The sequence below is a fragment of the Quadrisphaera granulorum genome (assembly GCF_003149145.1).
GTDB lineage: Bacteria > Actinomycetota > Actinomycetes > Actinomycetales > Quadrisphaeraceae > Quadrisphaera > Quadrisphaera granulorum.
In genome coordinates this window covers 38,533-56,489 of record NZ_QGDQ01000014.1, presented here as the reverse complement: position 1 = coordinate 56,489, position 17,957 = coordinate 38,533, and the positions used below count along the sequence as shown (strand labels likewise).

At 72.8% G+C, this 17,957-nt stretch carries 14 protein-coding genes; 1 reads left to right on the top strand and 13 read right to left on the bottom strand.

The genetic code is table 11. From position 1 onward, the window contains the following. Positions 1 to 27: 27 nt before the first annotated feature. From arc to BXY45_RS12160, 3 genes are all read right to left on the bottom strand, one after another. On the bottom strand, positions 28 to 1,809 hold the full coding sequence (arc, locus tag BXY45_RS12170) for a proteasome ATPase (protein ID WP_109774775.1): 1,782 nt from the start codon (positions 1,807 to 1,809) through the stop codon (positions 28 to 30). A 68-nt stretch (positions 1,810 to 1,877) separates the two neighbouring features. Further along, the gene (locus BXY45_RS12165; protein ID WP_109774774.1) at positions 1,878 to 3,008 is read right to left on the bottom strand and encodes a tRNA (adenine-N1)-methyltransferase; all 1,131 of its coding nucleotides are present in this window, start codon (positions 3,006 to 3,008) and stop codon (positions 1,878 to 1,880) included. 54 nt (positions 3,009 to 3,062) lie between these two features. Beyond that, complete coding sequence (locus tag BXY45_RS12160; RefSeq protein ID WP_109774773.1) at positions 3,063 to 4,229, bottom strand: site-2 protease family protein; 1,167 nt, start codon at positions 4,227 to 4,229, stop codon at positions 3,063 to 3,065. A gap of 49 nt (positions 4,230 to 4,278) precedes the next feature. On the opposite strand from BXY45_RS12160, the gene BXY45_RS12155 reads away from it, so the two are divergent. Next, positions 4,279 to 5,181: a RecB family exonuclease gene (locus BXY45_RS12155; protein WP_245961780.1), complete on the top strand. Its 903-nt coding sequence runs from the start codon at positions 4,279 to 4,281 to the stop codon at positions 5,179 to 5,181. On the opposite strand, the gene BXY45_RS12150 is transcribed toward BXY45_RS12155, so the two are convergent. From BXY45_RS12150 to BXY45_RS12105, 10 genes are all read right to left on the bottom strand, one after another. After that, positions 5,178 to 6,326 (bottom strand): ABC transporter ATP-binding protein, encoded by a 1,149-nt coding sequence (locus tag BXY45_RS12150; protein WP_109774771.1) that lies wholly within the window; start codon positions 6,324 to 6,326, stop codon positions 5,178 to 5,180. The two genes, BXY45_RS12155 and BXY45_RS12150, sit on opposite strands and share 4 nt — an antisense overlap. Then, positions 6,323 to 7,363 carry an ABC transporter ATP-binding protein gene (locus BXY45_RS12145; RefSeq protein ID WP_109774770.1) on the bottom strand — a complete coding sequence of 347 codons (1,041 nt, stop codon included), beginning with the start codon at positions 7,361 to 7,363 and terminating at the stop codon, positions 6,323 to 6,325. The genes BXY45_RS12150 and BXY45_RS12145 overlap by 4 nt, the downstream gene beginning before the upstream one ends. Beyond that, entirely contained in the window at positions 7,363 to 8,289 is a 927-nt protein-coding gene (locus tag BXY45_RS12140; protein WP_109774769.1) for an ABC transporter permease, read from the bottom strand. Before BXY45_RS12140 ends, BXY45_RS12145 begins: the two co-directional genes overlap by 1 nt. Positions 8,290 to 8,306: 17 nt before the next feature. Beyond that, entirely contained in the window at positions 8,307 to 9,311 is a 1,005-nt protein-coding gene (locus BXY45_RS12135; protein ID WP_109774768.1) for an ABC transporter permease, read from the bottom strand. Between the two features lie 29 nt (positions 9,312 to 9,340). After that, the gene (locus tag BXY45_RS12130) at positions 9,341 to 11,068 is read right to left on the bottom strand and encodes an ABC transporter substrate-binding protein (protein WP_245961779.1); all 1,728 of its coding nucleotides are present in this window, start codon (positions 11,066 to 11,068) and stop codon (positions 9,341 to 9,343) included. A gap of 168 nt (positions 11,069 to 11,236) precedes the next feature. Further along, positions 11,237 to 12,016, bottom strand: a complete 780-nt coding sequence (locus BXY45_RS12125) for an HAD family hydrolase (protein WP_245961778.1) — start codon at positions 12,014 to 12,016, stop codon at positions 11,237 to 11,239. 11 nt (positions 12,017 to 12,027) lie between these two features. Then, positions 12,028 to 12,714 carry a response regulator gene (locus tag BXY45_RS12120; RefSeq protein WP_281270590.1) on the bottom strand — a complete coding sequence of 229 codons (687 nt, stop codon included), beginning with the start codon at positions 12,712 to 12,714 and terminating at the stop codon, positions 12,028 to 12,030. A 32-nt stretch (positions 12,715 to 12,746) separates the two neighbouring features. After that, positions 12,747 to 15,650, bottom strand: a complete 2,904-nt coding sequence (locus BXY45_RS12115; protein ID WP_109774765.1) for an ABC transporter permease — start codon at positions 15,648 to 15,650, stop codon at positions 12,747 to 12,749. Then, complete coding sequence (locus BXY45_RS12110; RefSeq protein WP_109774764.1) at positions 15,650 to 16,549, bottom strand: ABC transporter ATP-binding protein; 900 nt, start codon at positions 16,547 to 16,549, stop codon at positions 15,650 to 15,652. The genes BXY45_RS12115 and BXY45_RS12110 overlap by 1 nt, the downstream gene beginning before the upstream one ends. 50 nt (positions 16,550 to 16,599) lie before the next feature. After that, positions 16,600 to 17,901: a sensor histidine kinase gene (locus BXY45_RS12105; RefSeq protein ID WP_109774763.1), complete on the bottom strand. Its 1,302-nt coding sequence runs from the start codon at positions 17,899 to 17,901 to the stop codon at positions 16,600 to 16,602. Positions 17,902 to 17,957 lie beyond the last annotated feature (56 nt).

Here is a 17,957-nt window from a genome sequence, read left to right as displayed (position 1 = left end):
GGCCCTTGAGCCGGCACGGTCAGGCCGTCAGAGGTACTGCCCGGTCCCGTTGACGGTGTCGATGCTGCGACCCGGCTCGGAGCCCTGCTTGCCCTGGATGATCGTGCGGATGTAGGTGATCCGCTCGCCCTTCTTGCCCGAGATCCGCGCCCAGTCGTCGGGGTTGGTGGTGTTGGGCAGGTCCTCGTTCTCCTTGAACTCGTCCACGCAGGCGTCGAGCAGGTGCTCGATGCGGATACCGCGCTGCCCGGTGGTCAGGAGGTCCTTGATGGCGGACTTCTTGGCCCTGTCGACGATGTTCTGGATCATCGCGCCGGAGTTGAAGTCCTTGAAGTACAGGACCTCCTTGTCACCGTTGGCGTAGGTGACCTCGAGGAACTGGTTCTCCTCGGACTCCGCGTACATCCGCTCGACGGTCCGCTCGATCATCGCGGCGGCCGTGGCGCTCGGAGACCCGCCGTGGGCGGCAAGGTCGTCCGCGTGCAGCGGCAGGTCGGGCGTCAGGTACTTGGCGAAGACGTCGAGCGCCGCCTGGGCGTCCGGACGCTCGATCTTGATCTTCACGTCGAGGCGGCCGGGTCGCAGGATGGCCGGGTCGATCATGTCCTCGCGGTTGGAGGCGCCGATGACGATGACGTTCTCCAGCCGCTCCACGCCGTCGATCTCGGCCAGCAGCTGCGGCACGATCGTCGTCTCGGTGTCGGAGGAGACGCCGGACCCGCGCGTGCGGAACAGCGACTCCATCTCGTCGAAGAAGACGATGACGGGCGTGCCCTCGGAGGCCTTCTCACGGGCGCGGGCGAAGATCAGGCGAATATGCCGCTCGGTCTCGCCCACGTACTTGTTGAGCAGCTCCGGGCCCTTGATGTTGAGGAAGTAGCTGCGCACCTCGGACTTGCCCTGGCGCTCGGCGGCCTGCTTGCTCAGCGAACGCGCCACCGCCTTGGCGATGAGCGTCTTGCCGCAGCCCGGCGGGCCGTACAGCAGGATGCCCTTGGGCGCCTTGAGCCCGTGCTCGCGGAACAGCTCCGGGTGGGCGAACGGCAGCTCCACGGCGTCGCGGATGGCCTCGATCTGCCCGGCCAGACCACCGATGTCGGTGTACTCGATGTCGGGGACCTCCTCCAGGAGGAGCTCCTCGACCTCGGCCTTCGGCACCTTCTCGAAGACCACCGAGCTGCGCGGGTCGAGGTTGAGCGCATCACCGACGCGGAGCTTGGCGGCCTGCAGCGGCGCCGCCAGACGCACCACGCGCTCCTCGTCAGCATGGGCCGTCACGAGCGCGCGGCCGCCGTCGAGCACCTCCTTGAGGGTGACCACCTCACCGATGCGGTCGTATCCGCCGGCCTTGACGACGTTGAGGGACTCGTTGAGGAGCACCTCCTGGCCGTGGCCGAGGGCGGCGGCGTCGACTGCGGGGCTGACTGCCACACGCACCTTGCGGCCGGCCTGCACGACGTCGGCGGAGCCGTCCTCGTGGAGCTCCAGGAACGTCGCGTAGCCCGACGGGGGCTGAGCGAGGCGCTCCACCTCGCTCTTGAGCTCGACCAACCGGGCGCGCGCCTCGGTGAGGGTGTGGACCAGCCTGTCGTTCTGCGAGGTGGACGCCGACAACTGCCGCTCCAGCTCAGCCGCCCGTTCCTCCAGGGCGCGAGTGCGGGCAGGAGTCTCGGCGAGGCGCCGGCGCAGGGCACCCACCTCCTCGCGCAAGCCGTCCGCCGCGCGCCGCTGGGCAGGCGGCTCGTGGTGCTCGGCCGGGCGGTCCGCCTCGGCCTGGACCTGCTGACGATCTGCGTTCGCGTCTGACATGGCACACCTCCGCACGGCCCGCACGAAGCGGGCCGGAGTCGAGTCCGTGCTCGACGATAACTCCCGGCTCAGACCTCGCGCGGGGTGTTCCCCCCTGCTGCAACAGGACCGTCACCCGGCTGTGACGAAGCCGACTCCCCCGCGGCCGCAGATAGCCCGGCAGATGACGAAGCTGATGATGACGACGACGACGCGGACGCGGCGTCGGCGATCCGCGCGGCGTCCCGCGCCGAACGCCGCAGCTTCTTGTCCGAGGTGCCGCGGACCCCGAGCGCGGCGTCGTCGAACTCTTCCTCCGCCCACGGGGAGACCAGCGTGCCGGTCTCGTCGCTGGCACCGGGCGCCGGACGGCGGCGCCGCTGCGGCGCGCTGGTGCCCGGCGCGAGGCGCCGGCTCGTCAGCAGGAAGCCCGTGTGGCCGATCATGCGGTGCTCCGGGCGGACGGACAAGCCCTCCAGGTGCCAGCCGCGCACGAGCGACTCCCACGCGCTGGGCTCGGTCCAGCAGCCGGCGCCGCGCAGGTCCTCCGCGAGCCGTGACAGCTGCGTGGCGGTGGCGACGTAGGCGATGAGCACGCCGCCAGGGGCCAGCACGGTCGCCACCGACTCCAGGCACTCCCACGGGGCGAGCATGTCGAGCACCACCCTGTCGACGCTGCCCGGCTCCTCGCCGTCCTCGGGGTCCACCAACGCGGTGGCGAGGTCACCCACGGTGACCCGCCACGCGGGGTGCGGGCCACCGAAGAAGCCCTCGACGTTGCCGCGGGCGATGTCGGCGAAGTCGGCGCGGCGCTCGTAGGAGTGCACGTGCCCGTCGTCACCGACGGCCCGCAGCAGCGACATCGACAGCGCGCCCGAGCCGACGCCTGCTTCCACCACGCGCGCCCCGGGAAAGACGTCGGCCATGGCGACGATCTGCCCGGCGTCCTTGGGGTAGACGACCGCCGCGCCGCGCGGCATCGAGAGCACGTGGTCGGCCAGGAGCGGGCGCAGGGCCAGGTACTCGTGACCGGAGGTGCTCACCACCACGGAGCCGTCCGGTGAGCCGATGAGCTGCTCGTGCTGCAGGTGCCCGCGGTGGGTGTGGAAGGTGGCGCCGGGCGCCAGGGTGATGGTGTGCAGGCGACCGCGCGGGTCGGTCAGCTGCACCCGGTCACCCACCCGGAACGGGCCGCGCCGCAGCGCGGAGCCGGTGCTCACGGCTCGATCACTCCTTGTGGTTCTCGTGGATCTGGGATGCGTGTTCAGGAGGACTTAGCGGGTCTGTGCTCGGGAACCCATGACGACGGCGACGACGTCGCGGGCCAGCAGCAGACCGCTGACGGCGCCCCCGGCATCGATCAGCACCCACTCCTCGCTCGACTGGCCCGACATGGCACGCAGCAGGTCGGTGCCGGTCAGATGGTCCGGCAGGGCGGTGCCCGGCAGCAGCGCACGGGCGGCCGAGCTCGCGGGCACCAGCGCCCGCCGGTCGGGCGGTACGGCGCTCACGGCGTCGGGGTCGAGCAGCGCCGCAGGGCGTCCGTCCGGGCCGACGAGCACCACCCAGGCACCGCCGGAGACCCCTGCGGTGGCCCCTGCTGCGGCGGCGATCTCGAGGGCGTGAGCCAGGCTGGCGTCGGCGGGGACTCCCACGGCGGGCCGGGCGAGATCGCGGGCGCGGGCCCTCGGGGCACGGCGGCGGATGTTCGCGCCCTGCAGCGCACCACCGGCGCCCGTCCAGAGCAGGGCGCCGAGAGCGCACGCCCAGATGGCCGTGACGATGTCGGGCCGGCTGCCCTCTAGCAGCGGCCACCCGAGCGCCACGACGGGCACGACGACGGCGAGCACCCGGCCCGCCCAGCCTGCGGCGAGGGTGCCGAGGTCACGGTCTCCGCCCAGGCGCCAGACCACCGCCTCGAGGAGCCGACCACCGTCCAGCGGAAGCCCCGGCAGCACGTTGAACACCGCGACGAAGGCGTTGGTGAGCACCGCCGCGAACAGCAGCAGCGACGGCAGCGGCGGCACGTCGGCCAGCTGCAGCGGCAACCACGCCAGCACCGCGAGGAGCCCGTTGGCGACCGGGCCGGCGACGGCGACGGCGAAGCTGCGCCCGGGCGAGGGCAGGTCGGACTCGAACTGGGTGTGCCCGCCCCACAGGGTCAGCACGATGCGCGTCGCGGGCAGGCCGAACGAGCGAGCCACCAGCGCGTGCGCCAGCTCGTGGACGAGCACCGAGACACCCAGCAACACGGCGTAGCAGAACGCGACGGCGTAGGAGGCGACCGGGCCGAGGTCGGGCGCGGTGCGCACCACCGAGCCGTGGAAGAGGAGGGTGATGACGACGGCGATGACGAACCACGACCGCGCCAGGATCACGGGGACACCGAGCAGGCGCCCCAGGACCAGACCCTCGGAGCGCTCGGACGTCGCCCCAGCCATCGTCACAGCGTACGGGGGGCTGTCGGTGGTGCCGCCTACCGTGGTTCCCGTGTCCGCTTCCTCCGATCTCCAGGTCGCACCCGACAGTGCTGCCCAGGCCGGTGCTGCCCAAGCGGTAGTGAGCCGTCGGTCGCTGTCGCCGTCACGGGCGAGCGACTTCCAGCAGTGCCCGCTGCTGTACCGGTTCCGCACGGTCGACAAGCTGCCCGAGCCGCCGTCGGCCGCGGCGGTGCGGGGCACGCTGGTGCACTCCGCGCTGGAGCACCTCTTCGACCTGCCCGCCGCACAGCGCACGCCCGAGGCGGCCGAGGGGCTGCTGCCGGGGCGGTGGGAGCAGCTGCGCGTCGACGAACCCGACGTCACGGCGCTGTTCGAGGAGTCCTCCCCGGAGGAGGCCGAGTGGCTGGCCTCCGCCGCGGCGCTCGTGCGGACCTGGTTCACCCTGGAAGATCCCACCCGCCTCGAGCCCGCCGAGCGGGAGATGCGGATCGAGACGGAGCTCGCCTCCGGCCTGCTGCTGCGGGGCATCATCGACAGGGTCGACGTCGCCCCCAACGGCATGGTGCGTGTGGTCGACTACAAGACAGGCCGCAGCCCCGGGGAGGGCTTCGAAGGCAAAGCGCTGTTCCAGATGCGCTTCTACGCCCTGGCCGTGTGGCGGCTCAAGGGCGTCGTGCCGGCGCTCCTGCAGCTCGTCTACCTCGGAGACGGCGTGGTGCTGCGGCTGCAACCCACCGAGGAAGACCTGCTCGCCACCGAGCGCAAGCTCGAGGCGCTGTCGGCGGCCATCGAGAAGGCCCGCGAGAGCGGAGACTGGCGGCCCCGACGCAGCAAGCTCTGCGGCTGGTGCGCCCACCAGGCGCTGTGCCCGGAGTTCGGCGGCACACCCCCGCCGCTGCCCGTGCCGCTGTCTGGGCCGCTGTCTGGACCGTTATCGGGGCCGGCCAGCTAGACCGGCTCGACAGCGGTGGGGTCGTGCGAGGCCGACGACGGCGCGAGCTGGCCGTCGCGGATCGCCTCGGCCCAGTGGCAGGCCACCCGGTGGGGCGTCCCGCCCGTCGTCGCCCCAGAGGCCCCGGGAGCCCCGATGTCCGGAAGACCCAGCTCCCGCAGCTGCGGCCGCTCGTCGGCGCACCGCGTCGGCTGCACGAACGGGCACCGGGTGTGGAACCGGCAGCCCGACGGCGGGTCAGCGGGGCTGGGCAGGTCTCCCGTGAGGAGGATCCGCTCGCGGGAGTCCTCCACCGTCGGGTCCGGCACCGGCACCGCCGACATCAGCGACAGCGTGTACGGGTGCAGCGGTTGGGCGTAGAGGTCGTCGGAGTCGGCTTCCTCCACGATGCCACCGAGGTACATGACGCCGACCCGGTCGCTGGAGTGCCGCACCACCGCGAGGTCGTGCGCGATGATCAGGTACGTCAGGCCCAGCTGCTCCTGCAGGTCCTCCAGGAGGTTGAGCACCTGCGCCTGCACGGACACGTCGAGGGCGCTGACGGGCTCATCGGCGACGACGAGCGCCGGCTCGGCGGCCAACGCCCGCGCGATGCCGATGCGCTGACGCTGCCCGCCGGAGAACTCGTGCGGGTACCGCCTCGCTGCTGACGCCGGCAACCCGACCAGGCCGAGCAGCTCCCGCACCCGCGCCGCCCGCTCCCCCCTCCCGGGGAACAGGCCGTGGGCCCGCAGCGGCTCGGAGACAGCGGCCTCGACGTCCATCCGCGGGTCGAGGCTGGCCATCGGGTCTTGAAAGACCATCTGCATCCGGCGGCGCGCCCGGCGCAGTTGCTCTGTGCCCAGCGACCGCAGGTCCGTGCCGTCGAGGGTGATCGTGCCCGCCGTCGGCTCGGTGAGGCGCAACAGCGCCCGCCCCAGCGTCGACTTGCCGCAGCCGGACTCCCCTACGAGGCCGTACGTCTCCCCGCGCCGCACGTCGAGGTCGACGCCGTCCACCGCCTTGATGGGCGAGGCCGCGCGCCGCAGCAGCGAGCCGCGGCCGGGGTAGTGCACCGCGACGCCGCGCGCGGACAGCAGCACGTCGACCTGGCGGCTGGAGCCGGGGGCGCTGGAGTCGGGGGCGCTGGAGTCGGGGGTGCTCATGCGCTGCGCTCCTGCTGCTCCTGCTGTGATGGCGGCGGCTCTGCGGCCGGGACGGGGTGGGCGCAACGCAGCAGGTGCTGCCCGGCCGCGGCCGGCGCGTCATCGTCCTGCTCCAACGGCAGGTCGGGCACGCGGCAGTCGTCGGAGACCGCGGTGCACCGCGGCGCGAAGGCGCAGCCGTCGGTCCAGCCGATGACGTCGCGGGGGGTGCCCGGGATCGGCGTGAGCCGCTGCCCGCGCGGCGCGTCCAGCCTCGGCACCGACGCCAGCAGCCCCGAGGTGTACCGGTGACGCGGCCGCGCGAACAGCTCGTGCCGGCCCGCCCGCTCCACCACACGGCCGGAGTACATGACCGTCACGGTGTCGCACAGGCCCGCGACCACGCCCAGGTCGTGGGTGATGAGCAGCATGGCCGTGCCTCGTTCGCGCACGAGGTCGCTCAGCAGCTCCAGTACCTGCGCCTGGATGGTCACGTCGAGCGCCGTCGTCGGTTCGTCAGCGATGAGCAGCTTCGGCCGACAGGCCAGCGCAATGGCGATCATCGCCCGCTGCCGCATGCCGCCGGAGAGCTGGTGCGGGTACTCCCGCAGTCGCCGCACCGGCGCCGGGATGCCCACCCGCGCCAGCAGCTCGCCCGCTTCGTCACGCGCGGCCTTCCGGGAGGCGCCCGTGTGGCGCCGCAGCACCTCGGTGATCTGCGTGCCGACGGTGACCACGGGGTTCAGCGAGGTCATCGGGTCCTGGAAGACCATCGCGACGTCGCGGCCCCGCACTCCCTCCAGCTGCTTCTCCGGCAGCGACAGCAGGTCGCGCCCGTCGAAGGACGCCGTGCCCGTGACCTGCGCCGTCTTCGGCAGCAGACCCATGACGGCCAGCGACGTCACCGACTTGCCCGACCCGGACTCCCCCACGAGCCCGGCCACCTGACCGGCCTCCACGTCGAAGGTGACCCCGTCAACGGCTTTCGACGACGACGCACCACGCCCCGACCCGCCGGGGAACGCCACGGAGAGGTCCCTGACCTCGAGGAGCGCCACTACTTCCTGCCCTTGGGGTCGAGTGCCTCGCGGAGGGCCTCGCCGAGGAGGGTGAAACCCAACGCCGTGACGGCGATGCAGGCCCCCGGCCAGATCGCCAGGTGCGGGTCGGTGGCCAGGCGCGACTGCGCGTTGACGAGCATGCGTCCCCACTCGGCCGTGGAGGGGTTGGAGGCGCCCAGGCCCAGGTAGCTCAGCGCCGCCACCTCGATGATCGCCGTCGCCAGCGTCAGGGTGGCCTGCACGATGACCGGGCCCAGGGAGTTGGGCAGCAGGTGACTCATGACGACGGTGCGCCGTCGCACGCCCAGAGAGTGGACGGCCAGCACGTAGTCGGAGCCGCGCTGCGCGAGCATCGAGCCGCGCAGCAGTCGCGCGAAGATCGGCACCTGCGCTGCCGCGATGGCGATCATCACCGAGATCGGCCGCTGCCCGAGGATCGCCGCGACGCTCACCGCCAGCAGCAGCGACGGGATGGACAGGAGGATGTCCACCAGGCGCATCACCACGGTGTCGACCCAGCCGCCGATGCCGCCGGCCAGCACACCGAGGACGGCCCCACCGGCCAGGCCCAGCGCGGTGGACACCACGCCGATGAGCAGCGACTGCCGCGCACCGAACACCAGCTGCGTCAGCAGGTCGGTGCCGGGGCTGTCCAGGCCCAGCGGGTGCCCTGGCGACGGCCCCGGAACCGAGCTCGGCGTCACGCCGCTGTTGGGCAGCGGTACGCCGGGCTCTCCGGGCGCGATGAGCGGCGCGAAGATCGCCACCAGCAGGAACGCCAGCACGATGACGGCACCAGCGATGGCCGTGGGGTTGCGCCGCAGCCGGCGCCACGCGCTGTGCCACAGCCCGCCGCTGCCGACCGCGTCCGGGTCGGGCGCGGTGGGGGTGGCGGGTCCGAGGGCGTCGGAGACCTGGGTCATGTCCGTCCCAGCCCCTCTCAGCTCAGTCTCACGCGGGGGTCGATGACTCCGTAGAGGATGTCGACCACGAGGTTGACCAGCGCGTACGTCAGCGCGATGAAGAGGATGAACCCCTGCAGCACGGCGTAGTCGAGCTGGCTGATGGCCTGGAACAGGTAGCTGCCGATGCCGTTGAACGCGAACACCGACTCGGTGAGCACAGCCCCGGAGAACAGCAGACCGGTCTGCAGGCCGATGGTGGTCACCACCGGCAGCAGCGCGTTGCGCAGCACGTGCCGACGGCTGATGAGCGCGCGTGGCAGGCCCTTCGCCCGCGCGGTGCGGACGTGGTCCTCTCCGAGCACCTCCAGCACGGACGCGCGCGTGATGCGCACGATGATCGCCAGCGGGATGGTGCCGAGCGCGATGCCCGGGAGGACGAGGTGGACGATCGCGTCCCAGCTGGCGTCCCACTCGCGCGTGAGGATCCCGTCGAGCACGTAGAACCCCGTGACGTGGGTGGCGTCGATGCGCGGGTCCTGCCGACCCGACGTCGGCAGCAGCGGTAGCCACTGCGAGAACACGATCTTCAGCAGGTACGCGAGGAAGAACACGGGGATGGTCACGCCGAGCAGCGAGCCACCCACCATGATCGTATCGAGCAGTCCCCCGGCGCGCTGCGCCGCCGCGTACCCCAGCGGGATGCCGAGGACGACGGCGAACAGCAGCGCCGCGATGCTCAGTTCGATGGTCGCGGGGAAGCGCGACAGGAACGCGTCCAGCACCGGCTCCCCCGAAGCGCTGGAGGAGCCCAGGTCACCGCGCAGGAGGCGCCCCACGTAGGTGACGAACTGCACCGGCAGCGGCTGGTCGAAGCCGTACGCGGCGTTGACCTGCGCGATGGACGCCGGCGTCGCACGCTGCCCGAGCAGCGCGCGGGCCGGGTCGCCGGGCAGGGCCCGCAGCCATGCGAAGAGCAAGACCACGAGCCCCGCCAGCACCGGCACCAGCAGCAGCAGGCGCCGGACGACGAACCTCAGCACGGTGACCTCAGCGGGCCGTCAGCCCAGTGTCAGGACGTCGCGATGCTGATGGTGTTCCAGACCTCGTCCTGGACGGGCGAGGGCTGGTAGCCCTGCACGGCCTTGGAGAACGCCAGGGACGGCACCGGCGAGGAGATCGGCACACCCGGCACGAACTGCGCGATCTGCTCGTTGATGGCCTGGTAGGCGGGCACCTGCTCGTCGCGGGTGGGCAGGCCGCGAGCCGCGGTCAGCGCCTGGAACAGCTGCGGGTTGTCGAAGCCCCACTCGTTGGACTTCTGGCCGAAGAAGACACCGAGGAAGTTGTCGGGGTCGTTGTAGTCACCGGTCCAGCCCAGCAGGTGGATGCCGTGGTCGGAACCGCCCTGGATCTTGTCCAGGTAGTCCGGGCTCCACTTGTTCGCGACGGGGTTGACCGTGATGCCCACGGCCTGCAGCTGGCTCTGGATGGCCGTGAACGTGGCCTCCGGCGCCGGCATGTACGGGCGGGACACGTCGGTCGGGTAGTTGAAGTCGAGCGTCAGGTTCGACTGCCCGGCCTCGGCGAGCAGCTGCTTGGCCTTGGCCGGGTCGTAGGGGTACGTCGTGACGTTCGGGTTGTAGCCCGCGACGGTGTCGGGGATGAACTCGATCGCCGGCTTGCTGCCCTCCGGCAGCGACTGGCTGATGACGGCGTCCTTGTCGATGGCGTAGGAGATCGCCTGGCGGACGCGGACGTCGGCCAGTGCCGGGTTCGCCTGGTTGAAGCCCAGGTAGAGGATGTTGAACGCCGGGCGGTTGAGCACCTGGAAGCCACCCGACTTCAGGCCCTCAATGTCACCGGGGGCCACCAGGTCGTAGCCGTCGATGTCACCGGCCTGCAGCGCCTGAAGGCGGGCGTTGCCATCGGCGATGGTGCGGATGATGACCTCGTCGACCTTGGGCTTCTCGCCCCAGTAGGTCGGGTTGGGCTTGAGCCTGACCTCCTGGCCGCGCTCCCAGGACTCGAAGACGAACGGGCCGGTGCCGGTCGGGTGCTCGGTGGCGTAGGAGGAGAAGCGCGGGTCGTCCTCGGTGCCGCCGGTGTTGTCGGCGTCGTACTTCTCCATCGCCGTGGGGCTCTGCATGGAGAAAGCCGGCAGCGACAGCGCCTGGACGAAGCCCGCGAACGGCTGCGTCAGCGTCACCACGGCCTGACTGGCGGACGGGGCGGTGCAGCCGCCGTAGATGCCGCCCTGCTTGGTCGGGTCTTCGCTGGCCTTGAAGCCCTTGAAGATCGAGCCGTAGTAGTAGCTGATGTTCCCGGACTGGTTGACGCCGGTCCAGTTGTACCAACGGTCGAAGTTCGCGCAGACCGCCTCGCCGTTGAAGTCGGTGCCGTCGGAGAACTTCACGCCCTGCTTGAGGTCGAACGTCCACGTGAGGCCGTCGGCGCTGCCGGTCCACTTCTCCGCGAGCAGCGGGGCGGGGTCGGCGGTGCCGGGCTGGGTGCCCACCAGGCCCTCGAACATCTGCCGGGCCACGCGGAACGTCTCGCCGTCGGAGGCGAAGGCGGGGTCGAGCATGACCGGGTCGGACGAGGCCGCGAAGACGAAGGTGCCGCCCCCACCCCCGGACCCGCTGGAGCCATCGCTCGTCGCGGTGTCGCGCTCGCTCTGCGCGCAGCCCGTCAGGGCGACGGCGGCGGCCACGACAGCGGCCGCCGCTCCCAGCAGGCGCTGGCCGCGGCGGGCAGTGGAACCGGGTCCAGGTCGGGCAGGACGGCGGAGGGCTCGCACAGGGTTCTCCTCGAGCATCGACGGTCGGGCCGCATCCGGGTGGCGGATCGGCAGCGCGCAGCACGCTAGGCCGTAAGAACCTCGGCGGACAGTCGAGGTGACGATTGAAGCGTCACGATCCGGTCACGCGCACGATTCATCCGTGTTGCCTGCGAGACCGCCTGCCCGTTATCGCTGCAGCGGCGTGGAGGCTCCCTCGTCACCGGCGGCACCGGCGGCCACCGCCGCGAGCCAAGCGACGTCCCGACCCTCCAGGGACGCCACCCGCACCAGACCCGGGCGCGCCTCCAGCTCCACGACGCACGGGATGCCGACCGTCGGCACACCCGCCGCGAGCGCGCTGCTGATGCCGGTGGTCGAGTCCTCCAGGGCCACGCAGCGGGCAGGGTCGACGCCGAGGCGCCGGGCGGCCTCGAGGTAGGGGTCGGGGGCGGGCTTGCCTCGCTTGACGACGTCGCCGGTGACGACGGCATCAAAAGTGCCCGCGGGCAGCAGCGCGACGAACTCGCGGGCGAGCACCTCCCACGACATCGTCACGAGGGCGCACGGCACACCGGCGGCGCGGACGGCCGCCAGGAGCTCACGGCCGCCGGGACGCCAGGGCGCCCCGGCCTGGAACTGCGCGACGACGCGGCGAAGGATCTCGGCGGCGACGTCCTCGAGCGGGAGGTCCACCCCGCCCTCGGTGCGCAGCCGGCGGGCCGACTCGCGCAGGTCGGCCCCTACCAGGGAGCGGGCCTGGTCCTCCGACCAGGACCCTCCGTGATCAGCGACCAGGCCGAACTGAGCGTTGAACCAGTACGGCTCGGTGTCGACGAGGGTGCCGTCCATGTCCCACAGCACCGCCTGCGGGAGCGGGTGCTGCGTGTTCTGGGGCTGCTGGGCGTTCTGGGGCTGCTGGCTGACGTGGGGCTGCTGGGCGGGCTGGCTGGAGGGCGCGTGGCTCACGTGCCGCGAGGCTACCCGCCGGGTCGCACCAGGCCGGTCTCGTAGGCGGTGACCACGGCCTGGACGCGGTCGCGGGCGCCGAGCTTGGCGAGCACCCGGCCGACGTGAGTCTTGACCGTGGCCTCTGCCACGTGGAGGTCTCCTGCGATCTCGGTGTTGGACCGGCCGCGCGCCATGAGCACGAGCACTTCGCGCTCGCGCTCGGTGAGGGCGTCGAGGGCGCTGGCGCCGGTGCCGTCGTCGGCTCCCTCCGCCGCCAGCAGCGGCGCGACGTGCTCCAGCAGGCGCCGGGTGGTGGACGGCGCGATGACGGCGTCTCCCGCGTGCACGGTGCGCACCGCGGCCAGCAGCTCCTCCGGGGGTGCGTCCTTGAGGAGGAAGCCGCTGGCGCCGGCGCGGATCGCGGCCAGGGCGTACTCGTCGATGTCGAAGGTGGTGAGCACCACCACCTTCGACTCCGGCAGGGACGCCGTGATGCGGGCGGTGGCCTCGATGCCGTCGAGGCGCGGCATGCGGACATCCATGAGGACGACGTCGGGCGTCACCGCCCGCGCCATCGACACGGCCTGCTCGCCGTCGCCGGCCTCCCCCACCACCTGCAGGTCGGGCTGGGAGTCGATGACCATGCGGAAGCCGGCGCGCAGCAGCTGCTGGTCGTCGACGAGGAGGACCCGGATCACGTCGTCGGCGCCTGACACGCCCCCGAACCTAGCCGAGGGGTCCGGTGAGCTCACTGGTCAGCCAGGGCGGCGACCGGGGGCGTGCGGACGGCGCGCCGCGCCGGCAGCACCGAGGCGAGGAGCCCGGCGACGACGGCGACGGCCAGCAGCAGCCCGAGCTGGTCCCACGGCAGCGACGGGGTCCAGATGGCGCTCCCGCCGGCGCTGGCGGCGCCCCCGAGCAGCGACGCCGCGCCCGCCCAGCCGTAGACGGATCCGAGCACCACTCCGAGGAGCCCGCCGACGCCTGCCACGAGTGCCCCCTCGAAGGCGAGCATCCGGCGCAGCTGGCCGCGGGTGAGCCCGAGGGCGCGCAGCACGGCGTTCTCCCGGGTCCTCTCGATGACCGACAGGCTGAGGGTGTTGGCCACCCCGATGAGGGCGATGATCACGGCGACGGCGAGCAGCCCGACGACGACGAGGAGCATCGTGTCGATGACGCGCTCGTAGCTGGCGCGCTGGGCTGCGAGACCACTGACGTAGACGGGGGCGTTCTGACTGTCGTCGCCGGTGGCCTTGGTCACGGCGGTCTGCACCTCGTCGGAGACCTCCACCGGGTCGGCGCCGGGAGCCAGGCGCATCCAGAGCGCACCGGTGGGCGCCGCCGGGTCGAGGGAGCGCAGGTCGTCAGGGACCACGAGGACCGCGCGACCGCCCACCTGACTCACGGCGATCCGCATCGGCAGTCCCGGGGCCTTCGTGTCAGGCGAGGTGAAGCCACTCACCATCGTCCCGTCGGCGCTCGTGGTGGACTCCGAGATGGTGGGCCTCACCGTCACGGGCGCGCCGTCACCGAGCCCGAGCTGCCTCGCGATGTCGAACGGCACCACCACGGTCCCTCGCTGCAACGGGGCCACCGTCGAGGGGTCGCTCAGCACGCTCTGGAACTGCTCACGCGTCGCGGCGACGCTGTCGACGATGGAACCGGACGGCGCATCAGCACCACCGCCGTCAGTACCCGGGGCGATCGCCAGCTGGGCCGTGAGCACAGGAGCGGAAGCCCCCAGCCCCGGCGCGGCCGAGGCGCCCTGGAGGACTGCCGTCGACATGCCACGGCTCTCCCCGAAGCCAGGCATCACGGAACTCACCTCGACGTCCACCGGGTACTGCCGGTCGAGCGCGGCGTTGAGCGTGCGGCTGGTGGTGGCGGCGCCGACCACCATGAGGGACACCAGCGTGGTGCCGATGAGGAGGGCACCGGCGGTCGACGCGGTGCGGCGGGGGTTGCGGACGGCGTTGAGCGCGGCCAGGCGCGCTGGGGCGCCGCCGGCGCGGGAGACCAGGCGGCCTACGAGCGCCACCGTGCGCGGCACGAGGAAGACCTGCCCGACGAGCACCCCGGTGAAGGACGCCATGCCCCCGAGCACGGCAGCCGCGACGCCGTAGACGCTCAGCTCCTGCCCGGTGCCCTGCAGCCCCGCGGACTCGGAGAACGCACCCGCCGCGAAGAGCGTCCCGAGGACGAGGAGCGCGCCCCCACCGACGAGCAGGACCAGGGACAGCGCCAGACGCCACCGCGACGTGCGCGTGCGCAGATCCGGAGCGGCTTCGGGCCGCAGCGCGGCCAGCGGGGAGACGCGAGTGGCCGCCCGGGCCGGGGCCAGCGCCGCCAGCACGGTCGCGCCTGTGCCCACAGCCAGCGGCGCGAGCACCGCCACCGGCGTCAGCACCACACCGCGGGGCACGGGCACGTCCGGGGCGAAGTGCTTGAGGACGAGGGCAGCGATGGCAGCCAGGCAGGTGCCGGCGACCACGCCGGCCGCCGACGCCACCAGACCGAGGGCTGCGGCCTCCAGGAGCACGCTGCGACGGACCTGGCCCTTCGTGGCGCCGACGCAGCGCAGCAGCGCAAGCTGACGTGTCCGTTGGGCCACCAGCACGGAGAAGGTGTTGGTGATGACCGTCGTCGCTACGAAGAGGGCGACGGCGGCGAAGGCCAGCACCACGCTCGTGAGAATGTGCGTGCCGTCGAGCGCGCTGTCGACCGACCTGTCGACCATCTGCTCCTTGGTGAGCACGTCGACGGGGGGCGCGTCGCCCGTCCACCCCTGCGAGGGATCCCATCCGCCGGTCTGCACGCTCATGCCCGCGGCGCTCAGGCGCCGCGCGGCGGCGTCCCGCGCCTGCTCGGGGCTCGCCCCAGGAGCCTCGGCCACCAGCACCGTGCCGAAACCACTCCTCGGGGATCCCGGAGGAAGGTCGCCGTACTGGTCAGAGGACCACCGAAGCGCATCGGGTGTCGTCGCGAGGGTGACGGGGCCGTCAGCGAGGAACACGCCGGTCGGGTCGTGGAGGAGGCCGACCACGGTGACGGTCGTGTCGATGGGCGCCGGGTCCTGGGTCGTGGAGCCGTCGGCATCGCCGGTATCAACGGGAGCCTGATCACCGGAGGACTGCTCCGCACTCGAGGACCCGCTGCTCGACGCGCTGCTGGGGACGGCGGGCGGGTAGATGCGCACGGCAACCGTGCCGCCGAGCTCCACCCCCAGGCGCTTCGCGGTGGACGCGCTCAACGCGACCTGCCCCGTCGCCGTGGGCAGAACCCCCTCGGCGAGCTGCCCCTGATCGGCCGCGGCGAGCGCCGGGGCGGTGGCAGTGTTGCGCAGGGTCGTGTATTCCGTGCCGTCTGCGCCGACCAGCTGCACCCCCGCGTCGACGCGACCCTCGGCGACGGCGATGCCGGGCGTGCCGGTCAGCAGCTCGACGTCCGCGTCGCTGAGCGGGGCGCCGTTGGCGTGCACGATGACGTTGGCGCCGGCGTACTGGGCGGCGACCGAGTCGCTGATGGTGCGGGTGAACAGCGCCGAGGTGAGGAGCACGGCAGCGACGAAGCCGGTCCCGAGGGCCACGGCGACACCGGCCAGGAGCAGCCGCCCCGCCGTGGAGCGGGCCTGGCGCAGGGTGAGGAGGAACATCAGCGACCGTTCCCGCCGGCGGAACCGCTGTTCGGGCCGCCGAGGGGGCCACTCGACGCACGGACCACGGGGATGGAGCCGGTGGTGACACCGGCCACGGGTAGCGACGTGCGCAGGGCGTCGAGGGCCGACGTGACGGCCTCCGGGGTGGGGTCGGTGACCTCCCCGGCGAGCGCGCCGTCGGCGAGGAGCACCACGCGGTCTGCGTAGGAGGCGGCCACCGCGTCGTGCGTGACCATGACCACCGTGCGCCCGAGCTCGCGCACGCTGCGGCGCAGGAACTCCAGTACCTCCGCGCCGGAGCGGGAGTCGAGGTTGCCGGTGGGCTCGTCGGCGAGCACCAGCTCGGGCTTGGTGATGAGGGCGCGGGCGATGGCGACGCGCTGCTGCTGGCCGCCGGACAGCTCGGCCGGGCGGTGCGTGAGGCGCTCCCGCAGGCCGAGGACGTCGACGAGGTCGCCCATCCACTCACGGTCGACCGTGGTGCCGCCGAGCTCCAGGGGCAGGGTGATGTTCTGCTCGGCCGTGAGGACGGGGAGCAGGTTGAACTGCTGGAAGACGAAACCCAGCCGCTGGCGGCGCAGCAGCGTCAGCTGGGTGTCGGACAGCGACGTGAGGTCGGTGTCACCGAGGAGCACCCGCCCGGCGGTGGCGGTGTCCAGGCCCGCGAGCAGGTGCAGCAGCGTCGACTTGCCGGACCCTGACGGGCCCATGATCGCGGTGAAGGCCCCGCGGGAGAAGCTCACGTCCACCCCGCGCAGCGCGTGCACCGCGGCGGGTCCGCGCCCGTAGGTCTTGGCCAGGCCCACGGCCGTGGCGGCTGCGGTCGGCAGGCCGCTACTGGAGCCTGTCGACGGGCCGGGGAACGGGGTGCCACCGGCAGGGGCTGTCGAGGTCATGCCACCAGCTTCGGCGCCAGGCGGCGCCCGGCGCATCGGTACCAGGGACCTCAGGTGCGCGGGGCCGTCATACCGTCGGCTGACCTGCTCGGACCGCCGACGGTATGACCGGTCCGCCCCGAGGCGGGCACGGGGAGCACGGCGTGCACCGCGAAGCCGCCGCCGCTGCGCGGGCCCGCGTGCGCCGTCCCCCCGTACAGGGCCATCCGCTCGGCCATGCCGGTCAGCCCGCTGCCAATGCCGTCGCCGTCGCCGTCGACCGCCGTCGAGGCGCCGCGGCCGTCGTCCTCGACGTGCGCCTCCAGCCGGCCCGGTGACCAGTGCAGCCGCACCGTCGCGCGCGCCGACGGCCCGCCGTGCTTGAGCACGTTCGTCAGGCCCTCCTGCACCACCCGGTACACCGCGAGGCCGGCTCCGGCGGGCAGCTGGCGCACCTCACCCGTGGTCACCAGCGCCACCGGCAGACCGCTGGCACGCACCGAGGCGACGAGGGCGGGCACGTCCTCGACGCCCGGTTGCGGCTCGAGCACCGTGCCGCCGTCCTCCCGGAGCACCCCCAGCAGCCGGCGCATGTCGGTGAGCGCCGCTCGTCCGGTGGCGGCGATCGACTCGAGCGCACGGGCAGCGGCGGCCGGGTCCGCCGCGGCGGCGTAGCGCCCGCCGTCGGCCTGGGCGATGACCACCGACAGGGAATGGGCGACGACGTCGTGCATCTCCCGGGCGATCCGCGCCCGCTCCGCGGCGGCGGCCAGCGCCTGCAGCTGCTCGCGCTCGGTCTCGACGCCGCGGGCGCGTTCCTCCAGCGTCCTCACGTGGGCAAGTCGGGTGCGCCGCCACTGGCCCAGCGTCCAGGCGAGCAGGGCCAGCACGCCGGTGGTGGTGGTCGCGGCGACCACCACGAAGAGCGCCTGACGCAGGTCGTTATACGCCCACGCCAGCGCCACACCGAGCCCCAGCGCCCCGGCCAGCGCCACCACGAGGGCGGTGGAGCGAGCCCAGCGCGGCCCGTGCGCTGCCACCGAGTACAGCGCCACGAGCACGGCGACGTCGGACGGCGAGAACAGCAGGGCCTCCGCCGATCCCCGATGCAGTACACCGGTGAGCAGGTGGAGCGCGGCGATGAGGTCGACGACGGCGACCGCCAGCACCGGCCGGGTGCGACGCACGGACAGCACGCCGACCTGCACCAGCGAGGACAGCGACTGCCAGTACTGCCCCGCGGAGGCGAAGACCAGCGCCAGGAGCAGCGCGGGAGGGCAGAAGAGGGCCGCGTCGACCACCGCGTGGTGGGTCCTGACCCACACCTCGGAGGCGGCGACGCGGCCGCGCGATCCCGGGCGCCGCTCCTGCACGGGCCCACGCTAGAGCCGCACGGGCGGTGCGTCGTCGTCCTGCCGGGTGAGCGCGC

What these genes read in the sequence shown, in the direction of transcription:
- arc (WP_109774775.1), bottom strand. Translation starts at nt 1,809, where the DNA reads ATGTCAGACGCGAACGCAGATCGTCAGCAGGTCCAGGCCGAGGCGGAC.
- BXY45_RS12150 (WP_109774771.1), bottom strand. Translation starts at nt 6,326, where the DNA reads ATGAGCACCCCCGACTCCAGCGCCCCCGACTCCAGCGCCCCCGGCTCC.
- BXY45_RS12140 (WP_109774769.1), bottom strand. Translation starts at nt 8,289, where the DNA reads ATGACCCAGGTCTCCGACGCCCTCGGACCCGCCACCCCCACCGCGCCC.
- BXY45_RS12110 (WP_109774764.1), bottom strand. Translation starts at nt 16,549, where the DNA reads ATGACCTCGACAGCCCCTGCCGGTGGCACCCCGTTCCCCGGCCCGTCG.
- BXY45_RS12115 (WP_109774765.1), bottom strand. Translation starts at nt 15,650, where the DNA reads ATGTTCCTCCTCACCCTGCGCCAGGCCCGCTCCACGGCGGGGCGGCTG.
- BXY45_RS12160 (WP_109774773.1), bottom strand. Translation starts at nt 4,229, where the DNA reads ATGGCTGGGGCGACGTCCGAGCGCTCCGAGGGTCTGGTCCTGGGGCGC.